The sequence below is a fragment of the Patulibacter minatonensis DSM 18081 genome (assembly GCF_000519325.1).
Classification (GTDB): Bacteria; Actinomycetota; Thermoleophilia; order Solirubrobacterales; family Solirubrobacteraceae; genus Patulibacter; species Patulibacter minatonensis.
In genome coordinates, this window is record NZ_KI912613.1 from 4,521,305 (window position 1) to 4,547,004 (window position 25,700).

The 25,700-nt window shown below is 72.6% G+C and carries 34 protein-coding genes; 7 read left to right on the plus strand and 27 right to left on the minus strand.

Going from position 1 to position 25,700, the window contains the following annotated elements; genetic code table 11:
* The 15 genes from PATMI_RS0121210 to PATMI_RS0121290 form a co-directional block, all read right to left on the minus strand.
* Positions 1-207, minus strand: coding sequence for a hypothetical protein (locus PATMI_RS0121210; protein WP_026912357.1), 207 nt, complete (start codon positions 205-207; stop codon positions 1-3).
* Positions 207-458 carry a hypothetical protein gene (locus PATMI_RS0121215; RefSeq protein WP_026912358.1) on the minus strand — a complete coding sequence of 84 codons (252 nt, stop codon included), beginning with the start codon at positions 456-458 and terminating at the stop codon, positions 207-209. The genes PATMI_RS0121210 and PATMI_RS0121215 overlap by 1 nt, the downstream gene beginning before the upstream one ends.
* Positions 455-676 carry a hypothetical protein gene (locus tag PATMI_RS0121220; protein ID WP_026912359.1) on the minus strand — a complete coding sequence of 74 codons (222 nt, stop codon included), beginning with the start codon at positions 674-676 and terminating at the stop codon, positions 455-457. Before PATMI_RS0121220 ends, PATMI_RS0121215 begins: the two co-directional genes overlap by 4 nt.
* A 90-nt stretch (positions 677-766) precedes the next feature.
* Positions 767-2,179 (minus strand): replicative DNA helicase, encoded by a 1,413-nt coding sequence (locus PATMI_RS0121225; protein ID WP_026912360.1) that lies wholly within the window; start codon positions 2,177-2,179, stop codon positions 767-769.
* A gap of 458 nt (positions 2,180-2,637) precedes the next feature.
* Positions 2,638-3,084 carry a hypothetical protein gene (locus tag PATMI_RS0121240; protein ID WP_026912363.1) on the minus strand — a complete coding sequence of 149 codons (447 nt, stop codon included), beginning with the start codon at positions 3,082-3,084 and terminating at the stop codon, positions 2,638-2,640.
* Positions 3,077-3,289 (minus strand): hypothetical protein, encoded by a 213-nt coding sequence (locus PATMI_RS0121245; protein WP_026912364.1) that lies wholly within the window; start codon positions 3,287-3,289, stop codon positions 3,077-3,079. The genes PATMI_RS0121240 and PATMI_RS0121245 overlap by 8 nt, the downstream gene beginning before the upstream one ends.
* On the minus strand, positions 3,286-3,522 hold the full coding sequence (locus PATMI_RS0121250; protein ID WP_026912365.1) for a hypothetical protein: 237 nt from the start codon (positions 3,520-3,522) through the stop codon (positions 3,286-3,288). The genes PATMI_RS0121245 and PATMI_RS0121250 overlap by 4 nt, the downstream gene beginning before the upstream one ends.
* Positions 3,519-4,625: a hypothetical protein gene (locus PATMI_RS0121255; protein WP_026912366.1), complete on the minus strand. Its 1,107-nt coding sequence runs from the start codon at positions 4,623-4,625 to the stop codon at positions 3,519-3,521. The genes PATMI_RS0121250 and PATMI_RS0121255 overlap by 4 nt, the downstream gene beginning before the upstream one ends.
* Positions 4,622-4,783, minus strand: coding sequence for a hypothetical protein (locus tag PATMI_RS36960; RefSeq protein ID WP_157260909.1), 162 nt, complete (start codon positions 4,781-4,783; stop codon positions 4,622-4,624). Before PATMI_RS36960 ends, PATMI_RS0121255 begins: the two co-directional genes overlap by 4 nt.
* Positions 4,780-5,118, minus strand: a complete 339-nt coding sequence (locus tag PATMI_RS0121265) for a hypothetical protein (RefSeq protein WP_026912367.1) — start codon at positions 5,116-5,118, stop codon at positions 4,780-4,782. Before PATMI_RS0121265 ends, PATMI_RS36960 begins: the two co-directional genes overlap by 4 nt.
* Entirely contained in the window at positions 5,108-5,473 is a 366-nt protein-coding gene (locus tag PATMI_RS32160) for a hypothetical protein (protein ID WP_036726234.1), read from the minus strand. Before PATMI_RS32160 ends, PATMI_RS0121265 begins: the two co-directional genes overlap by 11 nt.
* 4 nt (positions 5,474-5,477) lie before the next feature.
* Positions 5,478-5,828, minus strand: a complete 351-nt coding sequence (locus PATMI_RS0121275; protein WP_026912368.1) for a hypothetical protein — start codon at positions 5,826-5,828, stop codon at positions 5,478-5,480.
* Positions 5,825-6,040: a hypothetical protein gene (locus PATMI_RS0121280; RefSeq protein ID WP_026912369.1), complete on the minus strand. Its 216-nt coding sequence runs from the start codon at positions 6,038-6,040 to the stop codon at positions 5,825-5,827. The genes PATMI_RS0121275 and PATMI_RS0121280 overlap by 4 nt, the downstream gene beginning before the upstream one ends.
* Positions 6,037-6,387 carry a hypothetical protein gene (locus PATMI_RS0121285; RefSeq protein WP_026912370.1) on the minus strand — a complete coding sequence of 117 codons (351 nt, stop codon included), beginning with the start codon at positions 6,385-6,387 and terminating at the stop codon, positions 6,037-6,039. The genes PATMI_RS0121280 and PATMI_RS0121285 overlap by 4 nt, the downstream gene beginning before the upstream one ends.
* A 394-nt stretch (positions 6,388-6,781) precedes the next feature.
* Complete coding sequence (locus PATMI_RS0121290) at positions 6,782-7,090, minus strand: hypothetical protein (protein ID WP_169738407.1); 309 nt, start codon at positions 7,088-7,090, stop codon at positions 6,782-6,784.
* Positions 7,091-7,260: 170 nt separating this feature from the next.
* Here PATMI_RS0121290 and PATMI_RS0121295 point away from each other — a divergent pair, with 170 nt between their 5' ends.
* Positions 7,261-7,578, plus strand: a complete 318-nt coding sequence (locus PATMI_RS0121295; RefSeq protein WP_026912372.1) for an MTH1187 family thiamine-binding protein — start codon at positions 7,261-7,263, stop codon at positions 7,576-7,578.
* Between the two features lie 67 nt (positions 7,579-7,645).
* Here the strand turns inward: PATMI_RS0121295 and PATMI_RS0121300 are convergent, their stop codons facing one another.
* The 5 genes from PATMI_RS0121300 to PATMI_RS0121320 all read right to left on the minus strand — a co-directional run bounded on the left by PATMI_RS0121300 (position 7,646) and on the right by PATMI_RS0121320 (position 10,439).
* Entirely contained in the window at positions 7,646-8,296 is a 651-nt protein-coding gene (locus PATMI_RS0121300) for a DUF429 domain-containing protein (RefSeq protein WP_026912373.1), read from the minus strand.
* 59 nt (positions 8,297-8,355) lie between these two features.
* The gene (locus PATMI_RS0121305) at positions 8,356-9,120 is read right to left on the minus strand and encodes a hypothetical protein (RefSeq protein WP_026912374.1); all 765 of its coding nucleotides are present in this window, start codon (positions 9,118-9,120) and stop codon (positions 8,356-8,358) included.
* 106 nt (positions 9,121-9,226) lie between these two features.
* On the minus strand, positions 9,227-9,487 hold the full coding sequence (locus PATMI_RS0121310) for a DUF4235 domain-containing protein (protein WP_026912375.1): 261 nt from the start codon (positions 9,485-9,487) through the stop codon (positions 9,227-9,229).
* Complete coding sequence (locus PATMI_RS35225; protein WP_051472115.1) at positions 9,484-10,041, minus strand: DUF3618 domain-containing protein; 558 nt, start codon at positions 10,039-10,041, stop codon at positions 9,484-9,486. Before PATMI_RS35225 ends, PATMI_RS0121310 begins: the two co-directional genes overlap by 4 nt.
* Positions 10,038-10,439: a phage holin family protein gene (locus tag PATMI_RS0121320; RefSeq protein ID WP_036726236.1), complete on the minus strand. Its 402-nt coding sequence runs from the start codon at positions 10,437-10,439 to the stop codon at positions 10,038-10,040. The genes PATMI_RS35225 and PATMI_RS0121320 overlap by 4 nt, the downstream gene beginning before the upstream one ends.
* Positions 10,440-10,757: 318 nt before the next feature.
* Between PATMI_RS0121320 and PATMI_RS0121325 the strand changes: the two genes are divergently transcribed.
* The 4 genes from PATMI_RS0121325 to PATMI_RS0121340 all read left to right on the plus strand — a co-directional run bounded on the left by PATMI_RS0121325 (position 10,758) and on the right by PATMI_RS0121340 (position 13,418).
* Complete coding sequence (locus PATMI_RS0121325; protein WP_026912377.1) at positions 10,758-12,053, plus strand: PAS domain-containing protein; 1,296 nt, start codon at positions 10,758-10,760, stop codon at positions 12,051-12,053.
* A gap of 75 nt (positions 12,054-12,128) precedes the next feature.
* Complete coding sequence (locus tag PATMI_RS36965) at positions 12,129-12,284, plus strand: hypothetical protein (protein WP_157260911.1); 156 nt, start codon at positions 12,129-12,131, stop codon at positions 12,282-12,284.
* 64 nt (positions 12,285-12,348) lie between these two features.
* A complete protein-coding gene (locus PATMI_RS0121335) occupies positions 12,349-13,056 on the plus strand; it encodes a hypothetical protein (protein WP_026912378.1) in 708 nt (235 codons plus the stop codon).
* A 50-nt stretch (positions 13,057-13,106) separates the two neighbouring features.
* Positions 13,107-13,418 carry a hypothetical protein gene (locus tag PATMI_RS0121340; RefSeq protein ID WP_026912379.1) on the plus strand — a complete coding sequence of 104 codons (312 nt, stop codon included), beginning with the start codon at positions 13,107-13,109 and terminating at the stop codon, positions 13,416-13,418.
* Positions 13,419-13,461: 43 nt separating this feature from the next.
* On the opposite strand, the gene PATMI_RS0121345 is transcribed toward PATMI_RS0121340, so the two are convergent.
* The 3 genes from PATMI_RS0121345 to PATMI_RS0121355 form a co-directional block, all read right to left on the minus strand.
* Positions 13,462-15,501 carry an NAD(+) synthase gene (locus tag PATMI_RS0121345; RefSeq protein ID WP_026912380.1) on the minus strand — a complete coding sequence of 680 codons (2,040 nt, stop codon included), beginning with the start codon at positions 15,499-15,501 and terminating at the stop codon, positions 13,462-13,464.
* Positions 15,502-15,629: 128 nt separating this feature from the next.
* Complete coding sequence (locus tag PATMI_RS0121350; RefSeq protein ID WP_157260912.1) at positions 15,630-16,985, minus strand: sigma-70 family RNA polymerase sigma factor; 1,356 nt, start codon at positions 16,983-16,985, stop codon at positions 15,630-15,632.
* Positions 16,986-17,251: 266 nt separating this feature from the next.
* Positions 17,252-17,827: an RNA polymerase sigma factor gene (locus PATMI_RS0121355; protein WP_026912382.1), complete on the minus strand. Its 576-nt coding sequence runs from the start codon at positions 17,825-17,827 to the stop codon at positions 17,252-17,254.
* 383 nt (positions 17,828-18,210) lie between these two features.
* Between PATMI_RS0121355 and PATMI_RS0121360 the strand changes: the two genes are divergently transcribed.
* Positions 18,211-19,215 carry an AurF N-oxygenase family protein gene (locus tag PATMI_RS0121360; protein ID WP_026912383.1) on the plus strand — a complete coding sequence of 335 codons (1,005 nt, stop codon included), beginning with the start codon at positions 18,211-18,213 and terminating at the stop codon, positions 19,213-19,215.
* Complete coding sequence (locus tag PATMI_RS32170) at positions 19,215-20,756, plus strand: 4Fe-4S binding protein (protein ID WP_036726239.1); 1,542 nt, start codon at positions 19,215-19,217, stop codon at positions 20,754-20,756. Before PATMI_RS0121360 ends, PATMI_RS32170 begins: the two co-directional genes overlap by 1 nt.
* Positions 20,757-20,787: 31 nt before the next feature.
* Here the strand turns inward: PATMI_RS32170 and PATMI_RS32175 are convergent, their stop codons facing one another.
* From PATMI_RS32175 to PATMI_RS0121385, 4 genes are all read right to left on the minus strand, one after another.
* Positions 20,788-21,024: a response regulator transcription factor gene (locus PATMI_RS32175; RefSeq protein WP_051472116.1), complete on the minus strand. Its 237-nt coding sequence runs from the start codon at positions 21,022-21,024 to the stop codon at positions 20,788-20,790.
* Positions 21,025-21,284: 260 nt separating this feature from the next.
* Positions 21,285-22,604 (minus strand): cytochrome P450, encoded by a 1,320-nt coding sequence (locus tag PATMI_RS0121375; protein WP_026912384.1) that lies wholly within the window; start codon positions 22,602-22,604, stop codon positions 21,285-21,287.
* Positions 22,605-22,647: 43 nt separating this feature from the next.
* On the minus strand, positions 22,648-23,832 hold the full coding sequence (locus PATMI_RS0121380) for an acyl-CoA dehydrogenase family protein (protein WP_026912385.1): 1,185 nt from the start codon (positions 23,830-23,832) through the stop codon (positions 22,648-22,650).
* Positions 23,829-25,643 carry an AMP-dependent synthetase/ligase gene (locus tag PATMI_RS0121385; RefSeq protein WP_084270141.1) on the minus strand — a complete coding sequence of 605 codons (1,815 nt, stop codon included), beginning with the start codon at positions 25,641-25,643 and terminating at the stop codon, positions 23,829-23,831. Before PATMI_RS0121385 ends, PATMI_RS0121380 begins: the two co-directional genes overlap by 4 nt.
* Positions 25,644-25,700 lie beyond the last annotated feature (57 nt).

Genomic DNA, 25,700 nt, shown 5'->3' on the forward strand with positions numbered 1-25,700 from the left:
TCATCCTTCAGCCTCGCGCTCTGCAAGAAGGCGGGCACGCATCGGCTTTCCGCCGCGGCGCTCCCACTCAGCGAAGGCGTCCCAGTACACCGCGTATTCGATCTTGTCGAGGCCGGCGCCAAAGCGTGTGGCTGCTTCGCCTGCGTCCTCGAACGCATTGACGATGGCGTCGAGTTCGTCGTCGGTGAAGGCGTCCCACCGGCTCATCAGCGGGCCTCGAATCGAAGGATCGCGTGCGGACCGACCAGAAGGTTCCTCCGGGCCTCATCGACTGCCCGGGTCAGCCGTGTGATGCGGTCGGGGCCTTCGCCGAAGGGTTTCGGCGTGACGCCCACGGTCCAGACCTCAGTGATGAGGCTGATCGGTTCGGCGTTTCCTCCGGGGTGCAACTGGTCGATGATGTCGTCCCGTTCGACGTAGAGGACCCAGGGCATGTCCTTCAGTTCGTCGATCGTCATCGGTCGGTCCGCCTGACGGGGATGAGTTCGATGGGCGGGTCGTTGACCAGATCGTCGTGCAGCACCTGTGCCGCGTTCGCCAACGCCTTCAAGGTCATCTCGCCGTTGATGGTCGTCATGCGGCGTTGCTGTGCCCAGCCGGCCGACGTCATCGCTGCGGTCGACCGGACCTTGAGGTGCCAGATCGTGGGTGCGGGGTGGTCGAGTGTGAGCGTCATGCTGTACTCGGCGCAGAGGTCGGCGAGGGCTTGGAGTGGGTCGTGTGGGTGTTCGCCGATCCCTTGATGGTATCGCGCATATCGGCTGTTTCAGGACGCATTCGGGAGCGGGAGGTCGTGGTTCGGGCCGCGGTCGGATGACGGTTGCGGCGCTTGTTGGATCTGGTGTTCCTTCGCGGTGCTGACGATGCGCGGGTAGCTCGCTTGAAACGTGAGCGGCACGACTCCGGTGCCGCCGTGCCTGTTCTTCGCGACGTTGATCTCGACGATCCCGGGCGTTTCGGAGCGCTTGTTGTAGTACTCGTCGCGGTACATCAGCAGGACTTGGTCGGCGGTCTGTTCGACGTCCCCGGATTCGCGGAGGTCCGACAGGTGCGGGCGTTTGTCGTCGCGCGTTTCGCACTCGCGGTTCAGCTGGCTGAGCGCGATGACGGGGCATTCGAGGTCGAACGCGAGGGTCTTGAGCTCGTTTGCCATCTCGGCGACCTGGAGGTGCCGGGGGGTCTTGGGGTCGGTGGGTTTGAGGAGCTGCAGGTAGTCGACGACGATCAGGGCGAGGGGGTCTTTGGCGTGTTGGCGGTGCGCGATGCGTACGAGTTCGCGGACTTGGAGGCCGCGTCGGACGACGACGTGGATGCGGTTCGCTTCCTCCGTTTCGAGGAGCCCCATGATGCGGCCCCAGGCGGGGTCCTTGTTCGCTCCGGGCCGGCGGCCCTCGCCGTGCGTGAGCCAGTGGCCGGGCGTGGACGTGCGGCCTGAGACGTAGCGGGCGGCGACTTCTTGGTCGGTCATCTCGAGGGAGCCGAAGAGGACGGCGCCTTGGGTGGCGGCGTTGGCGGTGATGTCGACGGCGAATGCGGTTTTGCCCATGGCGGGGCGGGCGCCGATGACGCAGAGGTTGCCGGGCTCGAGGCCTTTGAGGACGTGGTCGAGGTCGGGGTAGCGCGTTTGGAGGCCGGGGTTGTGTTCGGGGTTTTCCCAGGCGGGGATGGTTGCTTCGGCGATGTCGGCGATGGTGCGGGTGGGGCGGCCGTCGGTTGATGCGGCGGCGGCCATGGCTTGGTCGTGTGCGACGAGGATGTCGGCGGGTTTTTGGTCGGGGGCGTGCGCCTGGCGGATCGCGGCGGTGCAGGCGTTGATGATGCGTCGGCGTTCGGCGAGGTCGAGGAGTCGTGCGGCGTGTTCGGGGTTCGCTTTCGGGTTCGCGTTGTAGACGATCTGCGCGGCGGTTTCGAGTACGGCGTCGCGGTCGTGGTAGCCCTCGATGAGGTCGGGGTGGCGTTGTAGGACGTCGTTGAGGACGTGGTGGTCGATGGGGCCTTTGGCGTGGTCGATGCGGTGTTGGACGACGCGCCAGAGGCTGATGTGGTGGTCGTGGGTGAAGTCGGTGTCGGTGAGCTTGTCGTCGAGGGCGTAGCGTTCGGCGGCTTGGCGGCTGGTGAGGGCGGCGCCGAGGATGTGCTGTTCGAGGTCGTGGTCTTGCGGGGGGGTTTGGTCGTTCACTCGGCCTCCTTCGCCCTCGATGTGGAAGTGATCGAGTCGAAGATGCGGACGGCCTCCGTCAGCACCGATCCCGCGTCCTCTCGCTCCCGGGAGCACGGCTCCAGATGACCGAGGTCACGAACGCAACGCCAGTCCCAGCCCCCGTACCGGACGGTCCCCCGGCACCTCTGCCGCTTATCCACGGTCGGCCTCCTCGGCCCTCGAAGTAGCGTTCCCGGCTCGCACCGCGCCGCAGCGCAAGCAGACCTCGCCGCTCTCCACAGCGGAGTTGCGGGCATCGACCCACTGGTGCTCGCAAGCCCTCGAAGTAGCGTTGGTAGCGACCGCCCAGTACATGGACGCCGCGCAGCACGCGAAGCCGTAGACCATGGCGCCCCACCCAGCGAGCAACATCGCCGTGCCTTCGCCCATGAAAACGACGCCGATCAGGAACCAGATGGTTCGGAAGTCGGAAGCGGTCATCGACGCTCATCCCCCGGAGTGAGGTCGCGCTCCATGAAGCGCTGGATCAGCCGCTCAGCGGCCGCGCGGAAGCGCTCGGTCTCAGCGGACGCGGGCTCGTACGGGAACGACTCGTCACCCTCCGCAGCGCGCAGGGCCGCGATACCGGCGTCGTCGAGGTCGACGATCGCCGTCGCCTGCTCCATCTTGCGCAGCCCGCCGCGGTGCAGCATGACCGCCTGCCACGTCCCGGCACCGCGTTCCCGGACGCACGTCACCATGCACGCCATCGCCTCGCCGTCGACGTAGGAGAGCGCCGCCGCGAGGTCGTAGCGGTCACGGTCCTTGCCCGGGTCGAGGAGACGCACCTCGTGCTGGCCGATGACGAACTCGCCGTGGCCGTCCCGCGCGAGAGCGCGACGGCACAGCAGCTCACCCGCGCTGCGGATCTTCGCCTCAGGCACGACCCTGCTCCTGACCAGCGGCGGCGTCGAGCTGGGCCCGCAGCCGGCGTGCCTCGTTACGGGCACCATTGCGCTGCTCGATCAGAATCGACGCGGTCTTGCGGCTCGCGCCGAGCTGGCGCTTCAGCCGAGCATTCTCGCCCTCGAGCGTCAGGTTGCGCCCAAGGGCGCGTTGGGCGATGGCGTGTGCGTGTCCGTAGCTCATGCGGCTTCCTGGTGGGTCTGGGTGTGCTCGGCGACGTAGGTGTCGACGAGGTCGTCGAGGTCGCGTGCGGCCTGGGCGGGGTCGAGGGAGGCGAGATACCGCGCCTCGAGATCCGTCGGCGGTGGCAGGAACCGCGGGTGCGGCCTGTGCACCGCGGCGGCGTGGTGCGGGTCGTGGACGGCGACGAGGCGGCGGGGCCGGAACGCGTTGGGGTCGAACCAGTCGTCGGTCATGCCGGCATCTCGATCAGTTCGCCGACCGCGCCGCCGTTGACGCGGTGGTTGTGGTTGATGATCAGCAGCCGCAGGTTGTTCTTGACCTCGGTTTGGTCCGGGGTTGCGTCGGCCCATTGGCGGCGGAGTGCTTGCTTCCACTGGCCGGCTTCGAAGGTGGACCTGTTGCCTTGCCAGTGGTCGGAGAGGTCGGACATGGCGAGGAGCTGTGCGGCGGCGGGGTCGGATCGTTCGAGGTCTTGGAGCGTGAACAGCCACTCGTAGCGGTTGCGCTTGAGTGCGCGGTCGACGGTTTCGAATGCCTGCTCGAACGGCGGCAGGCCGGGCACGTCCGGTTTCGGCTGGCCGGTGGAGATGTCGAGCTTCGGGGCGTCGCTGCTGGTGACGATGCCGCGGAAGTAGCCGAAGGGGTTGCCGGTGATGAGCCGCTCGCGGTGGCGCTTGATGACGATGTGTGCGACAGCAACGAGGTCGACAGTCGGGTAGTCGGTGTGCAGCACCGCGAGTTGGTAGGCGTCGAGGATTTGGACGCCGGCGTCTTGGAGGAGCTTCGCGGCCAGGTCGGGGTGCGGCAGCATCGGCGGCGGGGGCGGAACGACAGTGAGAGGAGAAGGCGAGGCGGCGGCGGTTTCCGGGGGCCGGGCCGGGCCGGGTTGGGACGGGACGGGCCGGGCCGGGCCGGGACTTCCGGAATCCGCGTTGCTTCCGGACGGATTCCGCGCGGAATCCTGCTGGACGCGGCCTGGAGTCTTCGGGGATTCCTTGCGGCCTCCAACCGCCTTCCGCTCGCGGTCCTTCGCGCGCTTGGACTCAAGGTCTTGGCGGGCCGGGTTGTACTCGAGGTAGTCGTGGACGCGGTAGTGATCGTCGTCGACGGTGTCGAACAGGCCGGTGTCGACGAGGACGGCGAGGACGTCGGTGTACTCGGCGGGGTCGGGGAGCTTCTCGTGAAGCCACTCGACATCAACGAGGCCGTCGGTTTCGTGGCGGGAGCAATAGGTGATCGCCATGGAGTGGAGGCCGACGGCGCGGGGGTGCTGGCGCCAGGCTTTCTTGACCTTGCGGTTGTCGTCCATGCGGTCGTCGAACTTCGCCCAGGTCATCGGGTGGGGTCCTTGGTGTCGTTGATGCACGCGGTGAGCCAGGCGCCGGCGAGCGCGAGGTCGGTTCCGACGTTGAGGAACCACGCAAGAAACGCGAGGGAGCACGCGAACGCGACCGCGAAGTTGATGAGCCGGACGGGATGGGCGAGGCGGATCACGCGGCCGCCTCGAACAGCTCGAGCTGCACGGGCTCGGACACGCCGCGGGCTTGGCGGTGTGCCTCGAGGTAGAGGCCGAACGCGTACTTCACGTCGGCGCGGCTGTGGATCGGCGCGGTGCCGTTCGGGGAGGCGTTGCCGACGTATCCGACCTCGGCGAGGAGCACGCCGTAGATGGCGGTGCTGCCGTCGGCCATGGGGTACTCGGCGCGTTGCCAGCGCCAAGGCATCTGGATGCGCTCGAGGTCGACGATCAGGGTTCGTTCGAGGCTGCCGATCGGGTGGGTGAACCAGCCGGGAGTGGTGAGGGCCTGGTCGAGCGGGTCAGTCGCCACGATCTGACTCCTGTTCGGAAGCAGGCCCGTCGGTCGGCCAGTGCGAGACGGTCCAGAACGTGGCGGTCGTCACCGGGTCCGGGCCGTCGCCGACGCGGTAGAGCACGACCTCCGGACCGTGGACTGCCTCGATCCGCCAGGGGTGGCCGGCGGGGTCGATGCGGACTTGGCCGACAGTGGGGACGTCTTCGGTCTCTCGGAACTCGCGGCCGTCCAGGCTGTGGTGGATGACGTGCCAGCCGACCGATCCGTCTTCGCGCTCGACGGGTTCGACGGTCGGGCCGCAGATGCAGTCGCCGCCCTCCGTGTCGTGCCCGACGATGTCGTTGACGGGGTATGTGTGGACCGTCGTCATGCGGTCACGCGCCCTTCCGCTTCGAGGATGCGTTGCCCCGGGTGGAGTCGAGCGCCTCAAAGGCCTCGCGCTTCCAGGCACGGTCACGCAGACGCCGCACTTCGAGCGCCTCGGACGCGAGAGTTTCGGCGGGCCGGAACAGGCGCCACACCCCGAACGCGAAGTTGAAGGCGGCAGCCGCGAAGGCCACCCACGAGAACACAGCTCCACGGTCGATGGCGTTCGCCAGCGCGTACGAGCCGGCGGTAGCCCACAGGAACGTGCTCCACCCGAGCTCGCGGCGCCAGAGACGGTAGGCCCCGACCGACAGCTCTTCCCGAACCTGGATCGGCGTCTCCTCATGGAAGATGCTCACGCGACCCGCTCCGTGTTGTCGGCGATCCGGGACGCCTCGGTCCCCAAGACCAAGGCCAGGTGCTGCAGCCGGGCGTCGATACCGAGCAGGGCGTGGATCAGACCGCGGGCCAGGACCTCGGTTTCACCACCATGCTCTGCGTGGACGTCGAGGCATGCGGCGGCGAGATCGCGGCTGCTTTCCGCGCGGCCCCACGCGTCGTGGACGCTCATGCTGCTTCCCCCGATCGGATGAGCTCGCGGTACGCGCGACGGTCCGCTTTCGGGATCTGCCGCTTCTTCTGGATGCACGTCGTCGCGAGCAGCCGGCCGTCACGGATCACAAGCGGGAACGCGATCGGGCCCTTCACGGCCCAGCCGTCGGCGGGCTCCTGGCCCTGCTGCGCCCAGCCGGGCGGGCACACCTGGATCGTGCACGCCTCGAGCGCCGCGCCGATCTCTTCCTGCCGGGCGCGGGCCTTGATGCGCTGCCGGTACCTGTCGATCGCGTGAAGCGAGAGGTACGGGCCGGGAAGGGCCTCGAGTGCCTGACGCCGGGCGTCTAGGTCGGTACTATTCACCGTAGAACTCCTGTTCTGAAGGGCCCTGTGCTTGTCCGGCGTTGGGGCCCTTCTTTTTGGGCTCAACGCCGAGCGACTAGCGGAAGGCGATGAGATACCAGCGATCCGCGCTGGTACGGTGAATGTAGCACGCGAACAGCGCGTTCCGATGATATTTCGGCGCTACCAGATGGCCGTCGATGCACCCTCAGTGAACACCCCTGAGGCACCGTGATACGCACCCGATGACATCTCATCGGGGAACGACAGCGAGCCCCAAACGAGGGGCCCTAGAACACAGGCGATCCGGACCTAGCCGGTCAGATCACGCACGCTTGACATGCGTGAGGTCACAAGTTCGAGTCTTGTATCGCGCACCTCGCAGAAGGCCCCGCCCCGGCGGGGCCTTCGTCGTTCAGTCGGCCGCCGCGGCGCTGCGGCGGTCGGAGACGGCCGTCGTCGCGGCCTCCAGCAGGAAGCTGCCGAGCACGCCGCGCAGCGACTCCGCGGTCCGGCGGTCCGCCACCACGTTGCAGGCCTGCACGTGCAACGCCCACATCTCGTCGCGGTCGATCGGCCGGTCGAGGTCGCCGCCCAGGCGCCGCGCGAGCGCCCGGAGGGCCTCCCGGCGCTCGCGGGCCGCGCGGCCGCCGATCAGGCCGGCGTGGTGGTGCATCTCGATGTCGCGCCCGACGGCCTGCAACACGCTCCTGGGGGTGCACACCGTCCGCTCCATGATGTTCGGATCGACCACTTCCGCGCCGAACTTGAGCCCGAGTTCGTGGCCGTCGTCCCGGCGTCCCGGTCGGCGCCCGACGGCGCGCGACCTCGGCACGCCCCAGGAGCGCGCGCCGGTACCGTCGGGCTCCCCCGCACCCGACCGGACGGAGCACGATGTCCACCGCAGACCTGACCGTGATCGGCCTCGGCCGCGCCGAGGCGAGCGCCAGCGGCTACATCGCCGAGATCCAGCGCCGGCTCGCCGCGCAGGACCGGGTCCGGTTCGTCATGCACGGCATGGGCACCTCGCTGGAGGGCTCGACCGCCGACATCCTCGCCGTCGTCGCGACGCTCCACCGGGTGCCCCTGGACCTGGGGCTCCCCCGCGCCTACTCGATCCTCAAGCTCGACGAGCGCACCGACAAGCCGGACCAGACCCTCGAGGACAAGGTGCGCAGCGTCGAGGACCGGCTGGCCGCGGACGGCTCCTGAACCCGGCCCCGGCGGGCGACCGGAGGCCGGCGGCGGCGCGTGCACGACGAGGGTCCGGCGGACGACGTCAGCGCCGTCGGGGCAGCCAGATCCGCGACCCGTCGTCGACGAGCATCCCGTCCGGACCGACGGGGTCGCCGGGCCGCGGCCCCGACTCCACCGCGACGCCGTCGAGCCGGTCCGCCGCCACGAGCGCCGCGGCCGCGGCGTCGAGGCCGTCGTGGGACCACATCCCGAGGTGCGGGACGTCGCCGACCTCGGCGCGGAGGAGCGCGACGCGCTCCCCCAGCCCGTCCGGGCGCTGCTTGCTGCGCAGGCGCCGCCCGCCGGCGAGCTCCGCGAACGCCGCGTGGGGATAGACCTCGATCGCGAGGGCCCCGGCCTCGCGGAAGGCCGCGTGCAGCGCGACCGCGACCGCCATCCAGGATCCGTCCGGGACGTCCGCCGGCGTCACCCAGGAGACCCAGTGGCCGTGGTGCCGGCCGAGCGCCACCTCCCCCGTCCGCGCCGCCCGGAACTTCCGTGCGATCGTCCCGTCGTCCGCGTGGACGCCGGGGCTCGCGGCGTCCGGGCCGTCGATGCCGGCGACCTGCGCTCCCGCGGCCCACGACACGACCCCGGCGACGTCGTGGGCGTCGAAGACCGCGGCGCGGGCGATCCGCCGGTCCGCGGTCAGCGCGACGGCGTGGAGGCTCCGGGCCCCGACGTCGATTCCCACGGCGGGTGCCGCGGAGCCGTCCGCCGGGGCGACGTCGTCGTCCGGCTGCGGTCCGGTGCTCAGGCGGCGGCGTGGTGGTCGCGCCGGCGCTGCTCCTCGAGCTTCGCCTCGCGGTACTCGCGCGGCGACCGCGGCTGACGGACGACCGGGTCGGGGGCGGCGTGGCGCGCCTGCGGCGACGGTCGGCGCTCCGGGGCGGGCTCGGCGGGACGCCCGGACCCCGGCCGGCGCTCCGTGCCCCGCGAGGCCGAGACGACGGGGGGACGCTGGCGCTGCGGGCGCTCCGGCGGGGCGACCGGCTCGTCGCCGAAGCGCTCGCGCTCCTGGGCCTCGCGCTGCTCGCGATAGGCCCGGGGGGACGGGGAGATCGCCGCGCGGACCTTGCGGTCGCGCTCGGCCCGCTCGCGGCGGCGGCGCTCGGCCTTCGCGGCCGCGTCCTCCTCGGCCGTCGGCGCCGCGACGCGCGGACCGGACGCGATGCCGGCAGCCTCCGCGTTGGAGGACACCGACGTCGAGGGCCCGGCATCGGTGACCGCGGCGACGGCGGGGTCGACCGGCTTCGGCGCCCGGACCGGCGGGGCGGGGATCGCCAGCGTCCCGAGCTTGGTGTTCTGCAGCTCCTCGACGCGGTCGTGCTCCTCGACCGTGCTGCGGTCGACGAGGAACGCGAACAGCGTGCCCACGCCACCCCAGAACAGCAGGAGGAACAGGAGGAAGCCGACCCCCGCGTCCATGAACCAGCCGATCAGCGCGGAGGCGAGCAGACCGACGAGCCCGATGCCCCACCCGACCTCCGGCCCCGGTGCTGCTGACTGGTGCTGCATGTCGTCCTCGTTCCCCGGATCGGCGTTGCGTGCACCGATTCTCTCACGGCCCGCGGTGCCCGCCGGAGAAACCGCGCACACGGTGCGGTCAGGGTCGCCGCGACCGTCAGTCGCCCGGCCACTCCCCCGTGACCCGTTCGAACGCCTTGGCGCCCGCGCGGTCCGTGGCGGCCTTGACGGCCCCGAAGATCGCGCCCTGCAGCGCCGCGGCCGGGATGATCTGCGCCCAGCCGTACTCGCTCTGGAGCGCACCGGGCGCGTCCTCCTCCCCCGCGACCCGCTTCCAGACCTGCTTGAAGAGCGCCCCGCCGGCGAGGCCGCCGAGGACGCCGAACGCGATGCCCAGGGGCTTGTAGAGGAGCTTCACCGCGACCGCCTCCAGAGGACGACGAGCATCAGGACGCCCGCCACCGCGGCGATCGTCGTCACCGGCACCTTGTGTTCCTCGACGGCCTGCCCCGCCTGCTGCGCGCGGGCCTGCGCGGACGCCGTCGCCGCCCCGGCCGTGTCCTGCGCCCCCGAGGCCACCTGCGCGGCGGACTCCTGCGCGTCGGAGGCCGCGGTGGACGCCTTGGACTGGACGCTCGCCGCAGCGTCGCCGATCGCGGCCTGCGCCTTCGTGGCCGTCTCGGAGACGACCTCCTTCGCGTGCTGCACGCCGTCCTTGGCCTGCTGCTTGCGCTCGTCGATGCCCTCCTTCGCCCGCGCCTTCACGTCGAGCTTGTGGGACAGGGCCTCGACCGTGTCGCCGAGCTCGCTGCGGGTCTCCTCGATCTGCTCGCGCAGCTCGGCCGCGGAGCCGGCCTCGGCCGGGTCGGGCTCCGTCCCGGGCACGGGGTCCGGGTGCTCGGGCTCGGCCGCGTGGACCTGCTCGACCGTGGCGTCCTCCGTCACGGCCTCGTCCTTCTCGCTCGCGCTCATCGTCCGCTCCGCTCCTTGATCTCCTGGACGTCCCGTTGGGTGCTGTCGATCGCCTGCTCGGGCACCGGCGGCGTGGCGGCGGTGACCTCCTTCTTGCCGACCAGCGCCGCGACGCCGGCGACCGCGAAGAGCACGACGGCCACGATCAGCGCGGCGAGCCACCCGTCGACGGCGGTCGCCAGCGCGAGGATCGCGGTCGCGACCAGGGCGCCGACCCCGTAGAAGGCGATCACCCCGGCCCCGCCGAAGAGCCCGACGCCGATGCCGGCCTTCTTCCCCTTCTCCTGCATCTCGAGCTGCGCCAGGCGCAGCTCCTGTCGCACGAGGGTCGAGGTCTGTTGGGAGAAGTCGTGGACGAGCTGGGCGACGGGCCGCTCGTCCGAGGTCTGGGGGGCCATGCCCTCCACGCTGCCCCCTGTCCCGTGCGACAAACGGACACGGGTCGGGCGAGGACGACGCGGCCGTCCTCGGGGATCAGGAGGGGCGCGGCCGGCTCGGCGGCGCCGTTCCGGACGATCGACCACCGGGGTTCCACCGATCGTCGTGCCCACCTCCCCCCATCGGTGGTCCCCCAATTGGAACATTCGGCGTCAGGATGGCTACGATCCAGGTGTGGGAGCGACGGGCGAGACGCTGCACGCGAACCGACGGGCCGGGACCTCGTGACGAGCGGGGGAGCAGGTCACGCGGGTCGGGGCCGCCGCGACGTGGGGGCGATGGATCGCCTCGGGGCGGCCGCGCTCAGCAGCGGGGTCGCCGTGGTGCGCGTCACCGGCGTGCGGGACGACCTCCACCTGGCGACGCTGCGTCGCGCGATCGCCGCCATCCGCGGCATCGGCGCGGTCGACGTCCGGTCCGAGGGCGAGGTCCCCGTCCTCGACGTGACGACCCTCCGCCCGGTGGCGCTCGCGAGCGAGCTGCGGACCGTCCTCGGACGGCAGGTCGTCTCGTGCCTCGCGGTGGACGGCCAGATCGAGCTGACCGTCGACCCCGGGCACCGCGGACCGCACCAGGGTCGCCCGGGCGTCCGTGCCCGCCGGGACACCGACGCGCTCCACGGTCCGGGCGCGCTCGCCGGCCACATCGCCTACCCGGGGTCCGGCGCGCGCGGGTCCGCCGGGCCGGGCACCACCGGAGCGGACACGTCCGGCCACGGGCCCCCGCCACCGTCGTCGACGCGCCGCAGCTGGGCCGCGTACGGCGCCCGCCCGCCCGTGGCGGACGCGGCGCCGGGCGGCGACGCGCCCCGCCCCCGTCCGCCGGGAGCGGACCCCGCCGAGTCCGGCCTGCGTCAGGCGATCGACGCGATCGCGTCGCTGTCGATCCTGACCTTCGACACCGACCTGCGGTTCGTCCGGACCGCCGGCGCGATGCACGACCGCTACGACCACCGGGGGAGCGAGCTCCTCGGACGCCGTCCCGACGAGATCGTCGGCCGGGAGCACTGGAAGCAGCTGGCGCCCGGGTACGAGGGGGCGCTCCGGGGCAGGACCACCACGCTCGAGACGCCGAGCCCGGACGGCCAGCGCCACTACGAGGCGACGTTCCGGCCGCTCGTCGACGGCGACCGCATCGTCGGCGGGACCGTGACGCTCCGCGACATCACCGGCGAGCGGCGCGACGAGCGCCGGCTCGAGGAGCTCCGCGCCGTGCTCGCGTCGTCGTTCGACCGTGCCCCCACCGGTCAGGCGCTGCTGTCGCCCGACGGCGAGTGGATGCGCACCAACGAGGCGCTCCGGCGGCTCCTCGGCCGCAGCGACGAGTCGCTGCTCGGGACCACGCTCCGCGAGACGACCCACCCGGACGACCGTGGGAGGGAGGACCAGCTCCTGTTCGGGGTCCGGCAGGGCGCGCAGGACGGGTACGACATCGAGAAGCGCATGCTCCGTGGCGACGGGACGGAGCTCCGCGTGCACGCCCGGGTCTCGGCGATCCGGACCCGGGAGACGCAGATCCGCGGATTCATCGTGCACGTGGACGAGAGCGGGCACTGGGCCGCCGGGGGCGCCTGAGCTCCGGGCCGCCCGACGCCCGGTCGACCGGCGACGGATACCCGACCGACACGCGGCGCTCGTACGTTGGTCCACATGCGCACCGCAAGGCTCCCCCGCCGCACCGCGACCGCCGACGTGGCGACCGTGCTCGCCGCCGCCGGACGCCGGGACCGGCTGACGAACCTGACGCCGGTGCTCGTCGCGCTCACCGCCGCGGCCGGCCTGCTGGTCCTGGCCCTCGCCGGATGACGCCCTGCGTCTCGGACGTGCACGGGCGACCCGGGACTCCTACGGCGTAGGCGGAGGAACGACCGTGGGGATCGGCGAGCGACTGGCGGCGAAGGCCGCCGCGATCGGAGAGCAGGCGAAGGAGGTCGCCGCGACCCGCGCGCGCGAGGCCGCCGACGCGGCGAAGGACGCCGTCACCGCGCGGACCGAGGGCGGGCTCCTCGGACTGCTGCGGATGGACGACGAGCGGCCGGTCACGATCGAGGGCGTCACCGTCCTCCTCGTGGCGGCGGTCCGGCGGGACGAGAGCCGCGGGCTCTCCGACCGGGACGTCCTGAAGGCCGCGAAGCGGCGCTACCGCCGGCTCGGGACGCTGTCCCTGCCGTCCGGGCCGGTCGGGGGGATCCTCGTGAACCTCTACTGCGAGGCGGCGACGCTCTGCGACGTCGTCGAGCTCCGCGGCGTGGCGATGTCCGACGACGCGGTCGCCGCCCACCTGCTCGTCCTGTGGCACGTGCTGCCCGACCTCGACGTGGCCGCGGCCGCCGTCGCCGGCGACGGCCTCGGGGTCGTCGACGAGCTCCGGGCCCGCGCCCGCGAGCGGGTGGCGGCCGTCGAGCTGCCCGATCCGATGACGAAGCGCGCGGCGCTGACGGCGTTGTGGCGGCTCAACGGCCTGGCCGGGGACGCCATGGAGGCCGAGGGCACCGGCGTCCGTGAGCGGCTCTTCCCGGGCCGTCGGGTCAAGGCGTTCGTCCGCGAGGCCGGCGAGCAGCTCGACCGCGCGGCGTAGGGCGCGCGCGTCCGGCCCCGCTCCCGAGGCGTAGTCGCATCATGGGACCCGTGGATTCACGCAGCACCCGCCGGCCGGTACGGAGGGCACCGGACCGGGCGGACGCGGCGGTCCGGTGCCCGCCCCACCTGCCCGCGGACCGCGCGGCGGCGTGGTCGGCGCTCCGCCTCGCGCTGGACGCCACCGGCGCGGCATCGGTCAGCGCACCCCAGGTCGCGGAGTGGCTGCGCGCGATCGACCCGGCGGCCGCGTCCCGGCCGCTGCGGGTCGAGCTGCTGCTCGAGGCCCTGGCCGTCGACGCGCGCACCACGGTGGTGTCGATCGACGCGTTCGGCGACCAGGAGCCCGGCTACGCGATGTGAGCCCATCCCGGTCGGGGTGCGGGCGGGGTCGCGGAGGCCCGGGTCACCGCCAGGCGTCGTCGTCCCAGCGATCGAGGTCGCGCAGCCACGCGGCCGCCGTCCCGTCCGACGGCGCGCGCCAGTCGCCGCGCGGGGACAGCGATCCGCCGGCGGACACCTTCGGGCCGTTGGGCAGCGCCGACCGCTTGAACTGCGCGAAGGCGAAGAAGCGCCGGCAGAAGACGTCGAGCCAGCGGCGGATCTCGGGCAGGTCGTAGGCGACCCGCCGGTCGTCCGGGAATCCGGTGGGCCACGCCCCACGGTCCGCGTCGTGCCACGCGTGCCAGGCCAGGAAGCCGATCTTCGACGGGCGGAACCCGTAGCGGAGCACGTGGAACAGCGTGAAGTCCTGCAGCGCGTACGGGCCGACCTTCGACTCGGTCGACTGGAGCTCCTCGCCGGGGACGAGCTCGGGGCTGATCTCCGTCTCGACGATCGCGGTGAGCGTCCCGTTCACGTCCGCGCCGAACTGGTCGGACGCCGCGACCCAGCGGATCAGGTGCTGGATCAGCGTCTTCGGCACCCCGCCGTTGACGTTGTAGTGGCTCATCTGATCGCCGACGCCGTAGGTCGACCAGCCGAGCGCGAGCTCGGAGAGGTCGCCCGTGCCCAGCACGATCCCGCCCCGCTGATTCGCGATCCGGAACAGGTAGTCCGTCCGCAGGCCCGCCTGGACGTTCTCGAACGTCACGTCGTAGACGGGCTCCCCGCGTCCGAAGGGGTGCCCCATCTCCTGCAGCATCAGCCGCGCCGTCGGGGTGATGTCGAGCTCCGCGGCGGTGATGCCGAGCGCCGCCATCAGGGCGTGCGCGTTCTCCTTCGTGCCGTCGCTCGTGGCGAAGCCGGGGAGCGTGTAGCCGAGGATGTCCGTCCGGGGCCGCCCGGCGCGGTCCATCGCCCGCGCGGCGACGATCAGCGCGTGGGTCGAGTCGAGGCCGCCCGAGACGCCGATGACGACCTTGGGGTGCCCGATCGACTCGAGGCGCCGGACGAGCCCCGCGACCTGGATGTTGTACGCCTCGTAGCAGTCGAGCTCGAGCCGCTCCGGGTCGGCGGGGACGAACGGGAACCGCTCGAGGCTCCGCCGCAGGCCGAGGTCCTCGTCGGGCGGGGCGAGCGTGAACCGCACGGTCCGGAAGGCGTCGGTCCGGGCGGCGTGCGTGCGGCGGTTGTCGTCGAACGTCCCCATCCGCATGCGCTCCTGGCGCAGCAGGTCCAGGTCGACGTCCGCCACCGACCGGCGGTCGCCGTCGGGGAACCGCTCGGTCTCGTCGAGCAGCGCCCCGTTCTCGTGGATCATCGTCTGCCCGTCCCACGCGAGGTCGGTCGTGGACTCCCCCTCGCCCGCCGCGGCGTAGACGTAGGCGGCGAGGCACCGCGCCGACTGGGACCGGCAGAGCAGCCGGCGGTCCTCCGCCCGGCCGACCGTGATCGGGCTGCCGGAGAGGTTCAGGAGCACGGTCGCGCCGGCGAGCGCGGCCTCCGAGCTCGGCGGGACCGGGACCCACAGGTCCTCGCAGACCTCGGCGTGGACGACGAGCCCCGGCACGTCGTCGGCGGCGAAGAGGAGGTCCGGGCCGAACGGGACTTCGTCGCCCGCGATCCGGATGGTCCCGCGCTCGGCGTCGCCGGCGGTCAGCTGGCGGCCCTCGTAGAACTCGCGGTAGTTCGGCAGGTAGGACTTCGGCGCGACGCCGAGCACGCGGCCGCGGTGGACGACCACGGCGCAGTTGTAGATCCCGTTGCGGTGGCGCAGCGGCGTGCCGAGCACGAGCAGCGGGAGCAGCCCGGCGGAGCCCTCGACGACCGCCGACAGGGCGGTCTCCACGTCGTCCAGCACCGGGTCCTGGTGCACGAGGTCCTCGAGCGAGTAGCCCGTCAGCGTGAGCTCCGGGAAGACCGCCACCGCGACGCCGTCCCCGTCGCACGCGGCCGCCTGCCGCAGGACGGCCTCGGCGTTCCGGACCGGGTCGGCGATCGCGACGCGCCCCGTGCACGCGGCGACCCGCGCGAACCCGTGCTGGTAGATGCTGCGGAAGTCCATCGTGCCCTCGGTCGTGCGGTCCGCCCGGGCGCGGCGGGCGCGCGGGCCCGACGGAGCCTACGAGGCCGTCGCCCGTGGTGCCCGCGGCGACACCGGGCGTGCAGCGCGCCGTCCCGCCGGGCCGGCGGTCAGGGGGCGGCGGGCGTCATGTCCGTCGGGGTCACGAGCGTGGCCCCCGACTCGGCGTAGCCGCTGCGCGTCGCGGCGGTGGGATCGCCGCCCGACCCGGACGCGAACGCGATGCCGCCCAGCGCCAGCAGGATCGCGACCGCCCCGCCGGCCACGGCCACGCGCGGCTTCGTGATGCGCGGGGTCGGCCCACCGTTGCCGATCGTGCCCCACCCGCCCGGCGACGTCGCCGACCCGTGACCGGACGCGGCGGCGTGCCCCGCGCCTCCGTGGCCCGACGCGGCGGCGCCGGCGTGCCCCGACGACGCGGACGATCCGGCGCCGGCCGTCCCGGCGTTCGCGGAGCTCGTCCCGGCGTGGCCGGCCGCGGCGGTGTTCCCGGCGGAGCCGGCGTGCCCCGCGGCCGCAGCGTGCCCCGTGGTCCCGCCGGCGTGGCCGGCACCCGACGCGGAGCCCGTCGTCCCGGCGTGCCCCGCGACCGCGTGCCCGGACGCGGTCGCGGCCACGTGGCCGGACGCCGCCGCCCCGGCGGCGGCGGACCCGCCCGAGGAGAAGATCGGCCAGCCGGAGAGGATCTGTCCCGGCAGTGCGAGCGGGTGCACGCCGAGGGCGCCCCACGGCAGCGCGAACGGCGGGACCACGGCCCCGATCCCCCGCAGGCGGCGCACGTGCGCCCGGCACCCGGGGCAGGACTCGAGGTGGGAGGCGGCGTACCGGCGTCGCTCGCCGTCCGGCGCCAGGACGCCGAGGGCGTAGGCGGTCATCAGCGACCGCTGGCTCTCGCACCAGCCGCCGGCGCCGACCTCGGCGGTGACGCCGCGGACGACCTTGGACACGCGGTCCATGATCTTCTCCATCCGCGGCGCCGAGACGCCCAGCGCCTCGGCGGCCTCGGGCCGGGAGTAGCCGTGGAGGTAGCAGAGGGCGGCCGCCCGGCGGTCCCGGCCGTCGAGGCGCTGGGTGAGCCCCTCGGAGAACTGCTTCAGGCGGGCGCGGTCGTCGAGGTCGCCCTCGAGGTCGGGCGCGACCCCGAGCTGGTCGAGGTCCGCGACGTCCCGCCGGCGATCGGGGTGCTGGGCGCGGTACTCGTCGACGGCACGGAAGAACGCGGCCTGGGTCAGGAACCCGGCCGGGTTCTGGACGTCCTCGCCGTCCGCGAGCTTCGCGTAGAGCGCGTGCCACGCCATGTTGTACGCAGCGTCGAGGTCCGCGGCGTCGAGCTGCACGCCCGCGGCGACCAGCCGGCGGCGGAGCGACGAGATCGTCGTCCCGCGGAGTCGCTCGTAGTCCCGGTCCATGGCCCGACGGGCACGCCGGCTCCCGCGCTCCTCGCGGGGCGGGAGGACGGTGCTCATCGGGCCGCGCCGGCTGAGCGACCGGGGCGTGAGGACGCGGGTGAGCGGACGGAGCGGTGCGGCATCACGGGACGGTGCCGGGTGGCGGGGCGGGACTCGCGCCCCCGGCGACGGCCCGTGATGAAAGCAGACCCGGGCGGCCGCTCCCACCACGCTCCCACCAATTCCACAGGCGTACGAGGGCGTCCCGAACGGGCCGACTGGGCCCTCCCCCGAACGTCCAGGGGCGTCGACCGGCCCGCAGCGGTCGTCCACCCGGGCGTCGCCTACGTGGCGAGCTCCGTGCGCATCCGGGCGAGACCGCGGCTGATCCGGCCCTTCACCGTCCCGAGCGGCATCCGGAGGCGCTCGGCGATCTCGATGTGCGTGCACCCGACGAAGAACGCGAGCTCGATGACCTCGCGCTGCTCGTACGAGAGGACGTCCAGCAGGTCGCGCGTGCGGTGGGCGTCGATCTGCCGCAGCGCCGCGACCTCCGTCGCCGTCGCCGCCGGTGCGGGCTGGCGGTCGATGGCGGTGTCGTCCCAGGACTCGCGCTCCGCGAGCCGGTTCCGGCGCCGCCGCTGGTCGACGGCGCGGTTGCGGACGATCGACAGGAGCCACGCGCGCGGCTCGCCGAGCGCGGGGTCGTAGGAGCCGGCCGACCGCCAGACCGCGATGAACGCCTCCTGGCAGACGTCGTCGGCGAGCGAGGTCCACCCGACGATCCGGCCCGCGAGCGCGTGGGCGGACACGACGTGCCGGTCGTAGAGCGCGTTGAACGCCGCGACGTCCGAGCGGGAGACGCGCTTCAGCAGCACCCGGTCGGAGACCGTCCGCAGGCTGTGGTCCGTATCGATCATCGTCCCGCGCCTCCCGACCTTCCGGTCGATGGCACGCAGCAGTGGGTGAAGTCGGTCGGCGCTCCGGTCGTGCGCCGCCTGGGCGAGTCCGTCATGTGTTCCCCGATAAGCGTTTCCCGCGCGGTCGGCGCGAGGAACACGTCCCCCACTGACCGCGAGCATAGGGGGTGGGTCGCCCCATGACACCTACCCGGACGGCATGGATCTCTCCCCCTAAGGGAGGGTCGTCGCACGACGGAGTCAGGTTCCGGCGCCACGCGGAAAGGGCTGGCTACGGATCCGTAGTTCCGCTACGCTACGGATCCGTAGCCACGAGCCGCCCGCGGGGTCCCCGACCACGCGCAGGCGCCTCCGGCCCACCGTCACCGAGCAGGGAGCAGCAGATGAGCACCACCACCGCCCCGCGCACCCGCACCAGCGGCCACGACCAGGCCTACGAGACGATGCTGAAGACCCTCTCCGAGGGCTCCGTGCACGTCCACTTCGATCCGTACGAGGACATCGCCTGGGACGCCCCGGAGATGCAGATCGACCAGCAGGACCCGCGCTGGATCCTCTCCCCCGTGCTCGACCCGCTCGGTGCGACGGAGTGGTACCGGTCGCAGCCCCGGGAGCGCCAGATCGAGATCGGCCGCTGGCGCATGGTCAACGCCATCAAGGTCGGCGGCGCGTTCGAGAGCATCCTCATCCGCGGGCTCATGCACTACGCGATGAGCCTGCCGAACGGCTCCGCCGAGTTCCGGTACTGCATGCACGAGATGACGGAGGAGTGCAACCACATCCAGATGTTCCAGGAGCTGGTCAACCGCACCGGCACCGACGTCCCCGGGATGCGCCCCCTGTTCAAGGCCGCGACGCCCCTGATCGGCGTGGCCGGCGGCTACCTCCCGGTCGTCCTGATGGTCGGCATCCTCGCCGGCGAGGAGCCGATCGACCACTACCAGAAGGCCATGCTGCGGGAGGGCGTCGACCTGCCGCCCGCGATGCTCCGGACGATGGAGATCCACATCGCGGAGGAGGCCCGCCACATCTCCTTCGCCGACGAGTTCCTGCGCCTGCGGGTCCCCCGCCTCGGCCGGGTCCAGAAGCACCTGCTGGCGATCGCTTTCCCGATCATCATGCGCTGGCTCGCCGGCGAGATCATGACCTCGCCGAAGTCGTTGAAGCGGCGCTTCCAGATCCCGGACGACGTCTACCGCGAGGCCTTCTGGAAGGGCGAGCACGCCCAGAGCGTCATGGCGTCGTACTTCGGCGACATGCGCCGTCTGTGCACCGACGTCGGGCTGATGACCCCGATGGCCAAGCGGATGTGGAAGCGCATGGGCATCGACGGCGAGCCCTCGAACTACCGCGGCGAGCCCGACCGCCGCGCGACGCTGGTCGCCTGATGCCCCACGTCGTCACGCAGTCGTGCGTCGGCGACGGGTCGTGCGTCTACGCCTGCCCCGTCAACTGCATCCAGCCGACCCCGGACGACCCGGCGTTCGAGCTGGCCGAGATGCTGCACGTCGATCCGGCGAGCTGCGTCGACTGCGGCGCGTGCATCAGCGCGTGCCCGGTCGACGCGATCAAGCCGCACACGCAGCTGACGGAGGCCGAGCGCGTGTTCGCCGGCATCAACGCCGAGTACCACGCCGTCCCGAAGGCCCGGCCGGTGATGGCGCCCATGCGTCCGCGTCTGGTCGTCAAGGACCGCGGCGAGGCGCTGCGGGTCGCGATCGTCGGGTCCGGGCCGGCCGCGATGTACGCGGCCGAGGAGCTCCTGACCGTCCCCGATGCGCGGGTCGACGTCTACGAGCGCCTGGACCAGCCGTTCGGCCTCGTCCGCACGGGCGTCGCGCCGGACCACCGCCGCACCCGGCGCGTCAGCCGCCAGATGGAGCGGATCCGCGAGTCCCCGCGCCTGTCGCTGCACCTCGGGGTCGAGGTCGGCCGCGACGTCACGCACGAGCAGCTGCTCGAGGGGCACCACGCGGTGATCTACGCCGTGGGCGCGGCGTCCGACCGGCGTCTGGAGATCCCCGGCGCCGACCTGCCCGGCGTCGTCTCCGCCACGCAGCTCGTCGGCTGGTACAACGGCCACCCCGACCACGCGGACCGCGCCGTCGACCTGTCGCACCGGCGGGCGGTCGTGATCGGCAACGGCAACGTCGCTCTCGACGTCGCGCGCGTCCTGACGCAGGACCCCGACGCCCTGGACGACAGCGAGATCGCGCCGGCCGCGCTCTCCGCCCTGCGGACGAGCGGGATCGAGGAGGTCGTCGTCCTCGCCCGGCGCGGAGCCGAGGGGTCGGCGTTCACGCTGCCGGAGCTCGTCGGCCTGCGGTCGACGCCCGGCGTCGCGCTGGACGTCCCGGCGTCCGAGCTCGTCGGGACCCCCGACGGTCACGCGAAGGTCGCCCTCCTGCGCGACCTGCCCGCGCCCGCCCCAGGGGACCGGCGGATCGCGCTGCGCTTCCGGCGCGCGCCCCTGCGGGTGCTCGGCGAGGGTGGGGTCGCGGCGCTGGAGGTCGAGCGCACCACGACGGATGCGTCCTGCGCCGTCGTCGGGACCGGCGAGCTCGAGCGCCTCGACGCGGGGCTGATCGTCACCTCGATCGGCTACCGCGGGCTGCCCGTCGGGGACCTGCCCTACGACGCCGCCCGCGGGATCGTCCCGAACGCCCTGGGGCGCGTCGTCGACCCGGCGACCGCGGTGCCGCGCGAGGGCACCTACGTCGTCGGCTGGATCAAGCGCGGCCCGTCCGGCTTCATCGGCACGAACAAGGGCTGCTCGCAGGACACGGTCGCCGCGCTGATCGAGGACTACAACGCCGGCCTGCTCCCGTCGCCGCCCGCGGTGGTCGCCGACCCCGCACCGGTCGGGGCACCCGGCAGGCGCGAGCGGCTGCGGGCGCTCGCGGGCCAGGCGCTCGCCGGACGGCGGTGAGCCGAGCCCGGGCGGGCCGCCCGGGCACGGCTCACGACGGGCGACCGCGGGTCGTGCGCCAGTAGCGGTCGACGGCGTGCGCCCGATTGCTCGCCCGCATCTTGCGCAGGATCCGGCGGACGTGGCTCTTCACGGTCGGCTCGGACAGCGTCAGCCGCTCGGCGATCTCTGCGTTGCGCAGCCCTCCCGCCATCAGCCGGAGCACCTCGAGCTCGCGACCGCTGAGGTGCCGGAGCTCCTCGGTCGGCGCGGGACCGGAGAGGACCACCGGGTGGCGCTCGGCCAGGACCTCCTCGCCGCGGAGGTGATCGGCGACGCGCAGGAGCTCGGAGCCGAGCCGCTCGACCTCCTGCGGCAGTTCGCGGAGGCGTTCGAGCAGCGCGGTCCGCTCCGAACCCGCAGCTCGCGGCCTCGACGGGGATGCGCTCGAGCATCTCGGCCACCGAGGCCACCGTCCGCAGGCGGGCGAGGGCCGCCTGGATCCGGCCGACGGCCGTCAGCTCGCCGGCGTCGTCCACGCGACCGACCTCAGGCCGCCGTACTGCGGACCGGCATCTTCTTCAGCCCGCCGCCGAAGTTCGACTGCGCGACCTTCGTCGGGCCGGCGGCCTCGATGGACTCGATCCGCGGCAGGAACTCCTCGAAGAAGATCTTCATCTCGAGCTTCGCGACGTGCTGGCCGATGCACGCGTGCGGGCCGTACCCGAACGCGATGTGCTTGTTCGGGCGGCGCGTCAGGTCGAACGTGTCCGGGTCGTCGAAGACGTCCGCGTCGCGGTTGCCCGACTGGTACAGGAGCATCAGACGGTCGCCCTTCCGGATCTCCTGACCGCTGATCACCGCGTCCTCCTCCGCCCTGCGGACGAAGTGCTTGATCGGCGATGCCCACCGGATCGCCTCGTTGACCAACCCACCGATGTTCTTCGGGTCCTCCCGGACGAGCGCCAGCTGGTCCGGGCGCCGGAGCAGCTCGTCGATGCCGGTGGCGATCGAGGTCGTCGTGGTGTCGTGCCCCGCGGTGGCGATTGCGACGAAGTAGCCGAAGCAGTACCCCTTCGACAGGTACTCGCCGTCGACCTTCGCGTTCGAGATCAGGCCGGCGAGATCGTCCTTCGGGTTCGCGCGTCGGTCCTCGACGAGCGCGTCGAAGTACCCGTAGAAGCCCTGGATGGCGTTCGCGAACTGCTCCGCCGCGGCCTCGGGGGTGACCTCCACGTCCGGCTTCTTCACGTCGGGGTCGTCGGTCCCGAAGAACTCCTGCGACAGGGCGTGCATCTGCGGCTCGTCCTCCCGCGGCACCCCGAACAGGGTCATGATCACGTGCATCGGGAAGGCCAGCAGCCAGTCCTGGATCAGGTCGAACTCGCCGTCCTTCACGGCCAGCTCCTCCATCGCCTCGCGGGCCGACCCGCGGATGCGGTCCTCGTAGCCCTTGAGGTTCGCCGGCCGGAACCAGTCGACGGCGACGTCCTTCAGCCGCGTGTGCTCCGGCGGGTCCAGGTACGGGATCGCATCGAGGATGCGCAGGTTGCCACCGGTCAGCGACTTCGTGAACGCGTCGCCGGCCTGGTTCTGCAGGATCGGGTTGTTGCCGCCCGGCTCGTCGGGCCCGCCGGCGCTCGAGAAGATCGTCGGGTTGCGCTCGATCTCCATGATGTCGGCGTGCTTGGAGACGAGCCACACCGGGTCGTAGCCCTCGACGCGGCCGACGCCGAGCGGCACGTGCTCGCGCAGCCACCGGTACGCCTCGTACAGGGCGGGCTCGTCGACGTGGCCCTCGGGCGTGACGATCCGGCGCGCCACCTCGTCGGGGATCTGACCGGTGGTGGGGGCTTCCGTGGTGCTCATGAGACTCCGTTGGTGCGAGGGGTGAGGGGTGGTGCGGGGACCGTCACGAGGGCACCGGGCCGGCCGTCCGCGCGGCGTCGCCCCGCATCAGGGAGCGGCCGACGATGTCGCGCATGATCTCGCTGGTCCCGCCGTAGATCCGCTGCACGCGGGCGTTGCGCAGGAGCCGCGCCATCGGGTACTCCTCGGAGTAGCCGTAGCCGCCGTGGAGCTGCAGGCAGCGGTCGATGACGCGGAATTCCATCTCGGTCGTCCAGTACTTCGCCGTGGCGGCCTGGGCGCCCGTGAGCTCACCGTCGCCGAGGGCCTGCAGGCACCGGTCGACGTAGACGCGTCCGAGCTCGACGTCGGCGTGCAGGTCGGCGAGCTGCCAGCGCAGTCCCTGGTGCTCGCCGATCGGCCTGCCGAACGTCGTGCGGTCGCGGCAGTACTCGACCGTGAGCTGCAGCGCGCGCTCGGCGACGGCGACGGCGACGACCGCGATCGACAGGCGCTCGCGCGGCAAGTGGCGCGTCAGTTGCGCCATGCCCCGGCCCTCGGCCCCGAGCAGGTTCGCCGCCGGCACGAAGACCTCGTCGAACGAGAGCTCGCCGGTGTCCTGGGCGTGGCACCCGAGCTTGTGCAGCGGGCCGCTGCGCGTGAAGCCCGGGGCGCCGTCCTCGACGCAGAGGAGCGTGAGACCGCCACCGGCACCCGCGGCGTCCGGCTCGAGGTCGGCGACGACGATCACCATGCCGGCCTGCAGGCCGGCGGTGACCCACGTCTTCGTCCCGTCGAGCACGTAGCCGCCGACCGCGCGACGGGCGGTCGTGCGGATGCCGCGCAGGTCGGAGCCGGTCCCGGGCTCGGTCATGCAGATCGCGAACGTCAGGTCGCCGGTCATGAACGACGGGAGCCAGCGCGCCTGCTGCTCCTCGGTGGCGAGGTCGCAGAGGTAGGGGCAGATGATGTCGCTCTGCGCCTGGAAGTTGTCGCCGACGGCGTCGCCGTAGGCGACCTCCTCGGCCACGATCGCGTTGAAGCGGTAGTCGTCGATCCCCGGGCCGCCGTGGGCCTCGGGGACCTCGAACCCGATCAGGCCCTGCGCGGCGGCCGCGCGCCAGAACGCCCGGGGCACCTCGCCGGCGGCCTCCCAGGCCGCCACGTTCGGGGTGGCGTGGGTGGCGACGAAGTCGCGGACCGCGGCCCGGAAGGCGTCGTGCTCGTCGGTGAAGAGCGTGCGCCTCACGCGTAGAGCTCGTCGATCTGCGCCGCGTAGCGCTCCTCGATCGGTCCGCGCTTGAGCTTCGCGGTCGGCGTCAGCTGGTCGCTCGCCGGAAGCCAGACGTGGTCCAGGACCCGGTAGGACTTGATCTGCTCGACCCGCGCCAGCTTCTCGTTGCCCTCGCGCACGGCCCGGTCGACCTCGGAGAGCACCTCGGGGTGCTGCGACAGCTCGGCGAACGGGGCCTCGGCGAGCCCACAGCTCGCGCGCAGCGCCTCGAGCCCGTCGGGATCGAGCACGATCAGCGCGACGTTGTACCTGCGCGCGTCGCCCACCGCGACGACCTGGCCGATCAGCGGCTCGCCGCCTTTGATCGCCTGCTCGATCATCGCCGGCGACATGTTCTTGCCGGCGCTGTTGATGATCAGCGCCTTCTTCCGATCGGTGATCGTGAGGTAGCCGTCGGCGTCGATCGTGCCGATGTCGCCGGAGTGCATCCAGCCGTCCTTCAGGACCTCGGCCGTGCGCTCTTCGTCGTCGAGGTAGCCGGGCATGGTCGTGACCCCGCTGACGAGGATCTCGCCGTCGTCGGCGAGCTTGACCTCGACCCCCGGGAGCGGCACGCCGCACGTGCCGATCTTCACGCGCTCCGGCGGGCTCGTCGACACGATGATCGTCTCCGACATGCCGTAGAGCTCGTTGACCGGGAGCCCGAGGGCGTGCAGCGCGACGAGCGTGTCGCGACCGGCGGGCGCCCCCGCCACGCCGAGCCACTCGGCCCGGTCGAGGCCGAGCATCGGCTTCACCGCACCGAGGACCGCGTCGTCGGCCTCGCGTGACGTGTCGAGCTCGGCCGCCGGGGCCGTGCCGGCCTGCTCGGCCTCGACCCGCTGGATCGCCCGCCCCCACGCCGCGCGGAACGTCGCGGCCTGCTCGGCGGGGAACTGCTCGCCGACCGCGCGGTGCACGCCGGAGAGGAGCTTCTCCCAGATCCGGGGGACGCCGAAGAACCGCGTCGGGCGGACCTCTGCGAGCGCACCACCGAGCTTCGTGGGGTCGCCGAGCGTCGTGATCTCGCAGCCGAAGACGAACCCCGCGTAGTGGCCGAACATCCGCTCGGCGATGTGTGCCATCGGCAGGTACGAGACGACGCGACCGTCCTCCGACACCGGGGTGTGCCCGTGGATCGAGGCCATCGTCGCCATCAGGCACCGGTGCAGGTACGGCACGCCCTTCGGCGCCCCGGTGGTGCCCGAGGTGTAGACGAGGCTGCAGAGGTCCTCCGGCCCGACGCGGGCGGCGGTCGCCTCGACGTCGAAGTCGTCCGGGCCGAGGTCCTGCAGGCCGAAGAGGTCGAGCTCCTCCCCCCGGTCGCCGTCGATCACGACGAGGTGCTCGAGGCCCGGGCACCGTTCGAGGAGCTCGCGTCCCTCGTCGGCCATCGACGCCTCGGTGATGAGGACCCGCGACGCGCTGCCCACGATGCTCGGCTCCAGCTGCGCGACCGGGGAGGTGGCGTACGCCGAGAACGGCACGGCGCCGAGGAGCAGGGCGCCCATGTCGGCGACGTGGAACTCCAGGCGGCTCGTGAGCAGCAGGGCGACGCGGTCGCCGTGCCCGACCCCGAGCGCGTGGAGCCCACCCGCGACCCGGCGGGCCTCCTCGTGCCACGCGCCGTAGGTCAGGGTCCGCTCCGAGCCGAAGGCGCGCAGCGCGACGCGGTCGGGCCGGTCGCGGACGACCTGGAGGAAGGCCGCGCAGAGCGTCGCCTCCCCGAGCGCCCGCTCGATCGGACCGCTCGTGGTGGTGTCGTCGTCTCGGGTGGGGTTCGTCATGGGCTGGCGTCAGTCTCTGCCGCCGTCGGCCCCCGGCGCTGCCACCGAGCGGGTGAC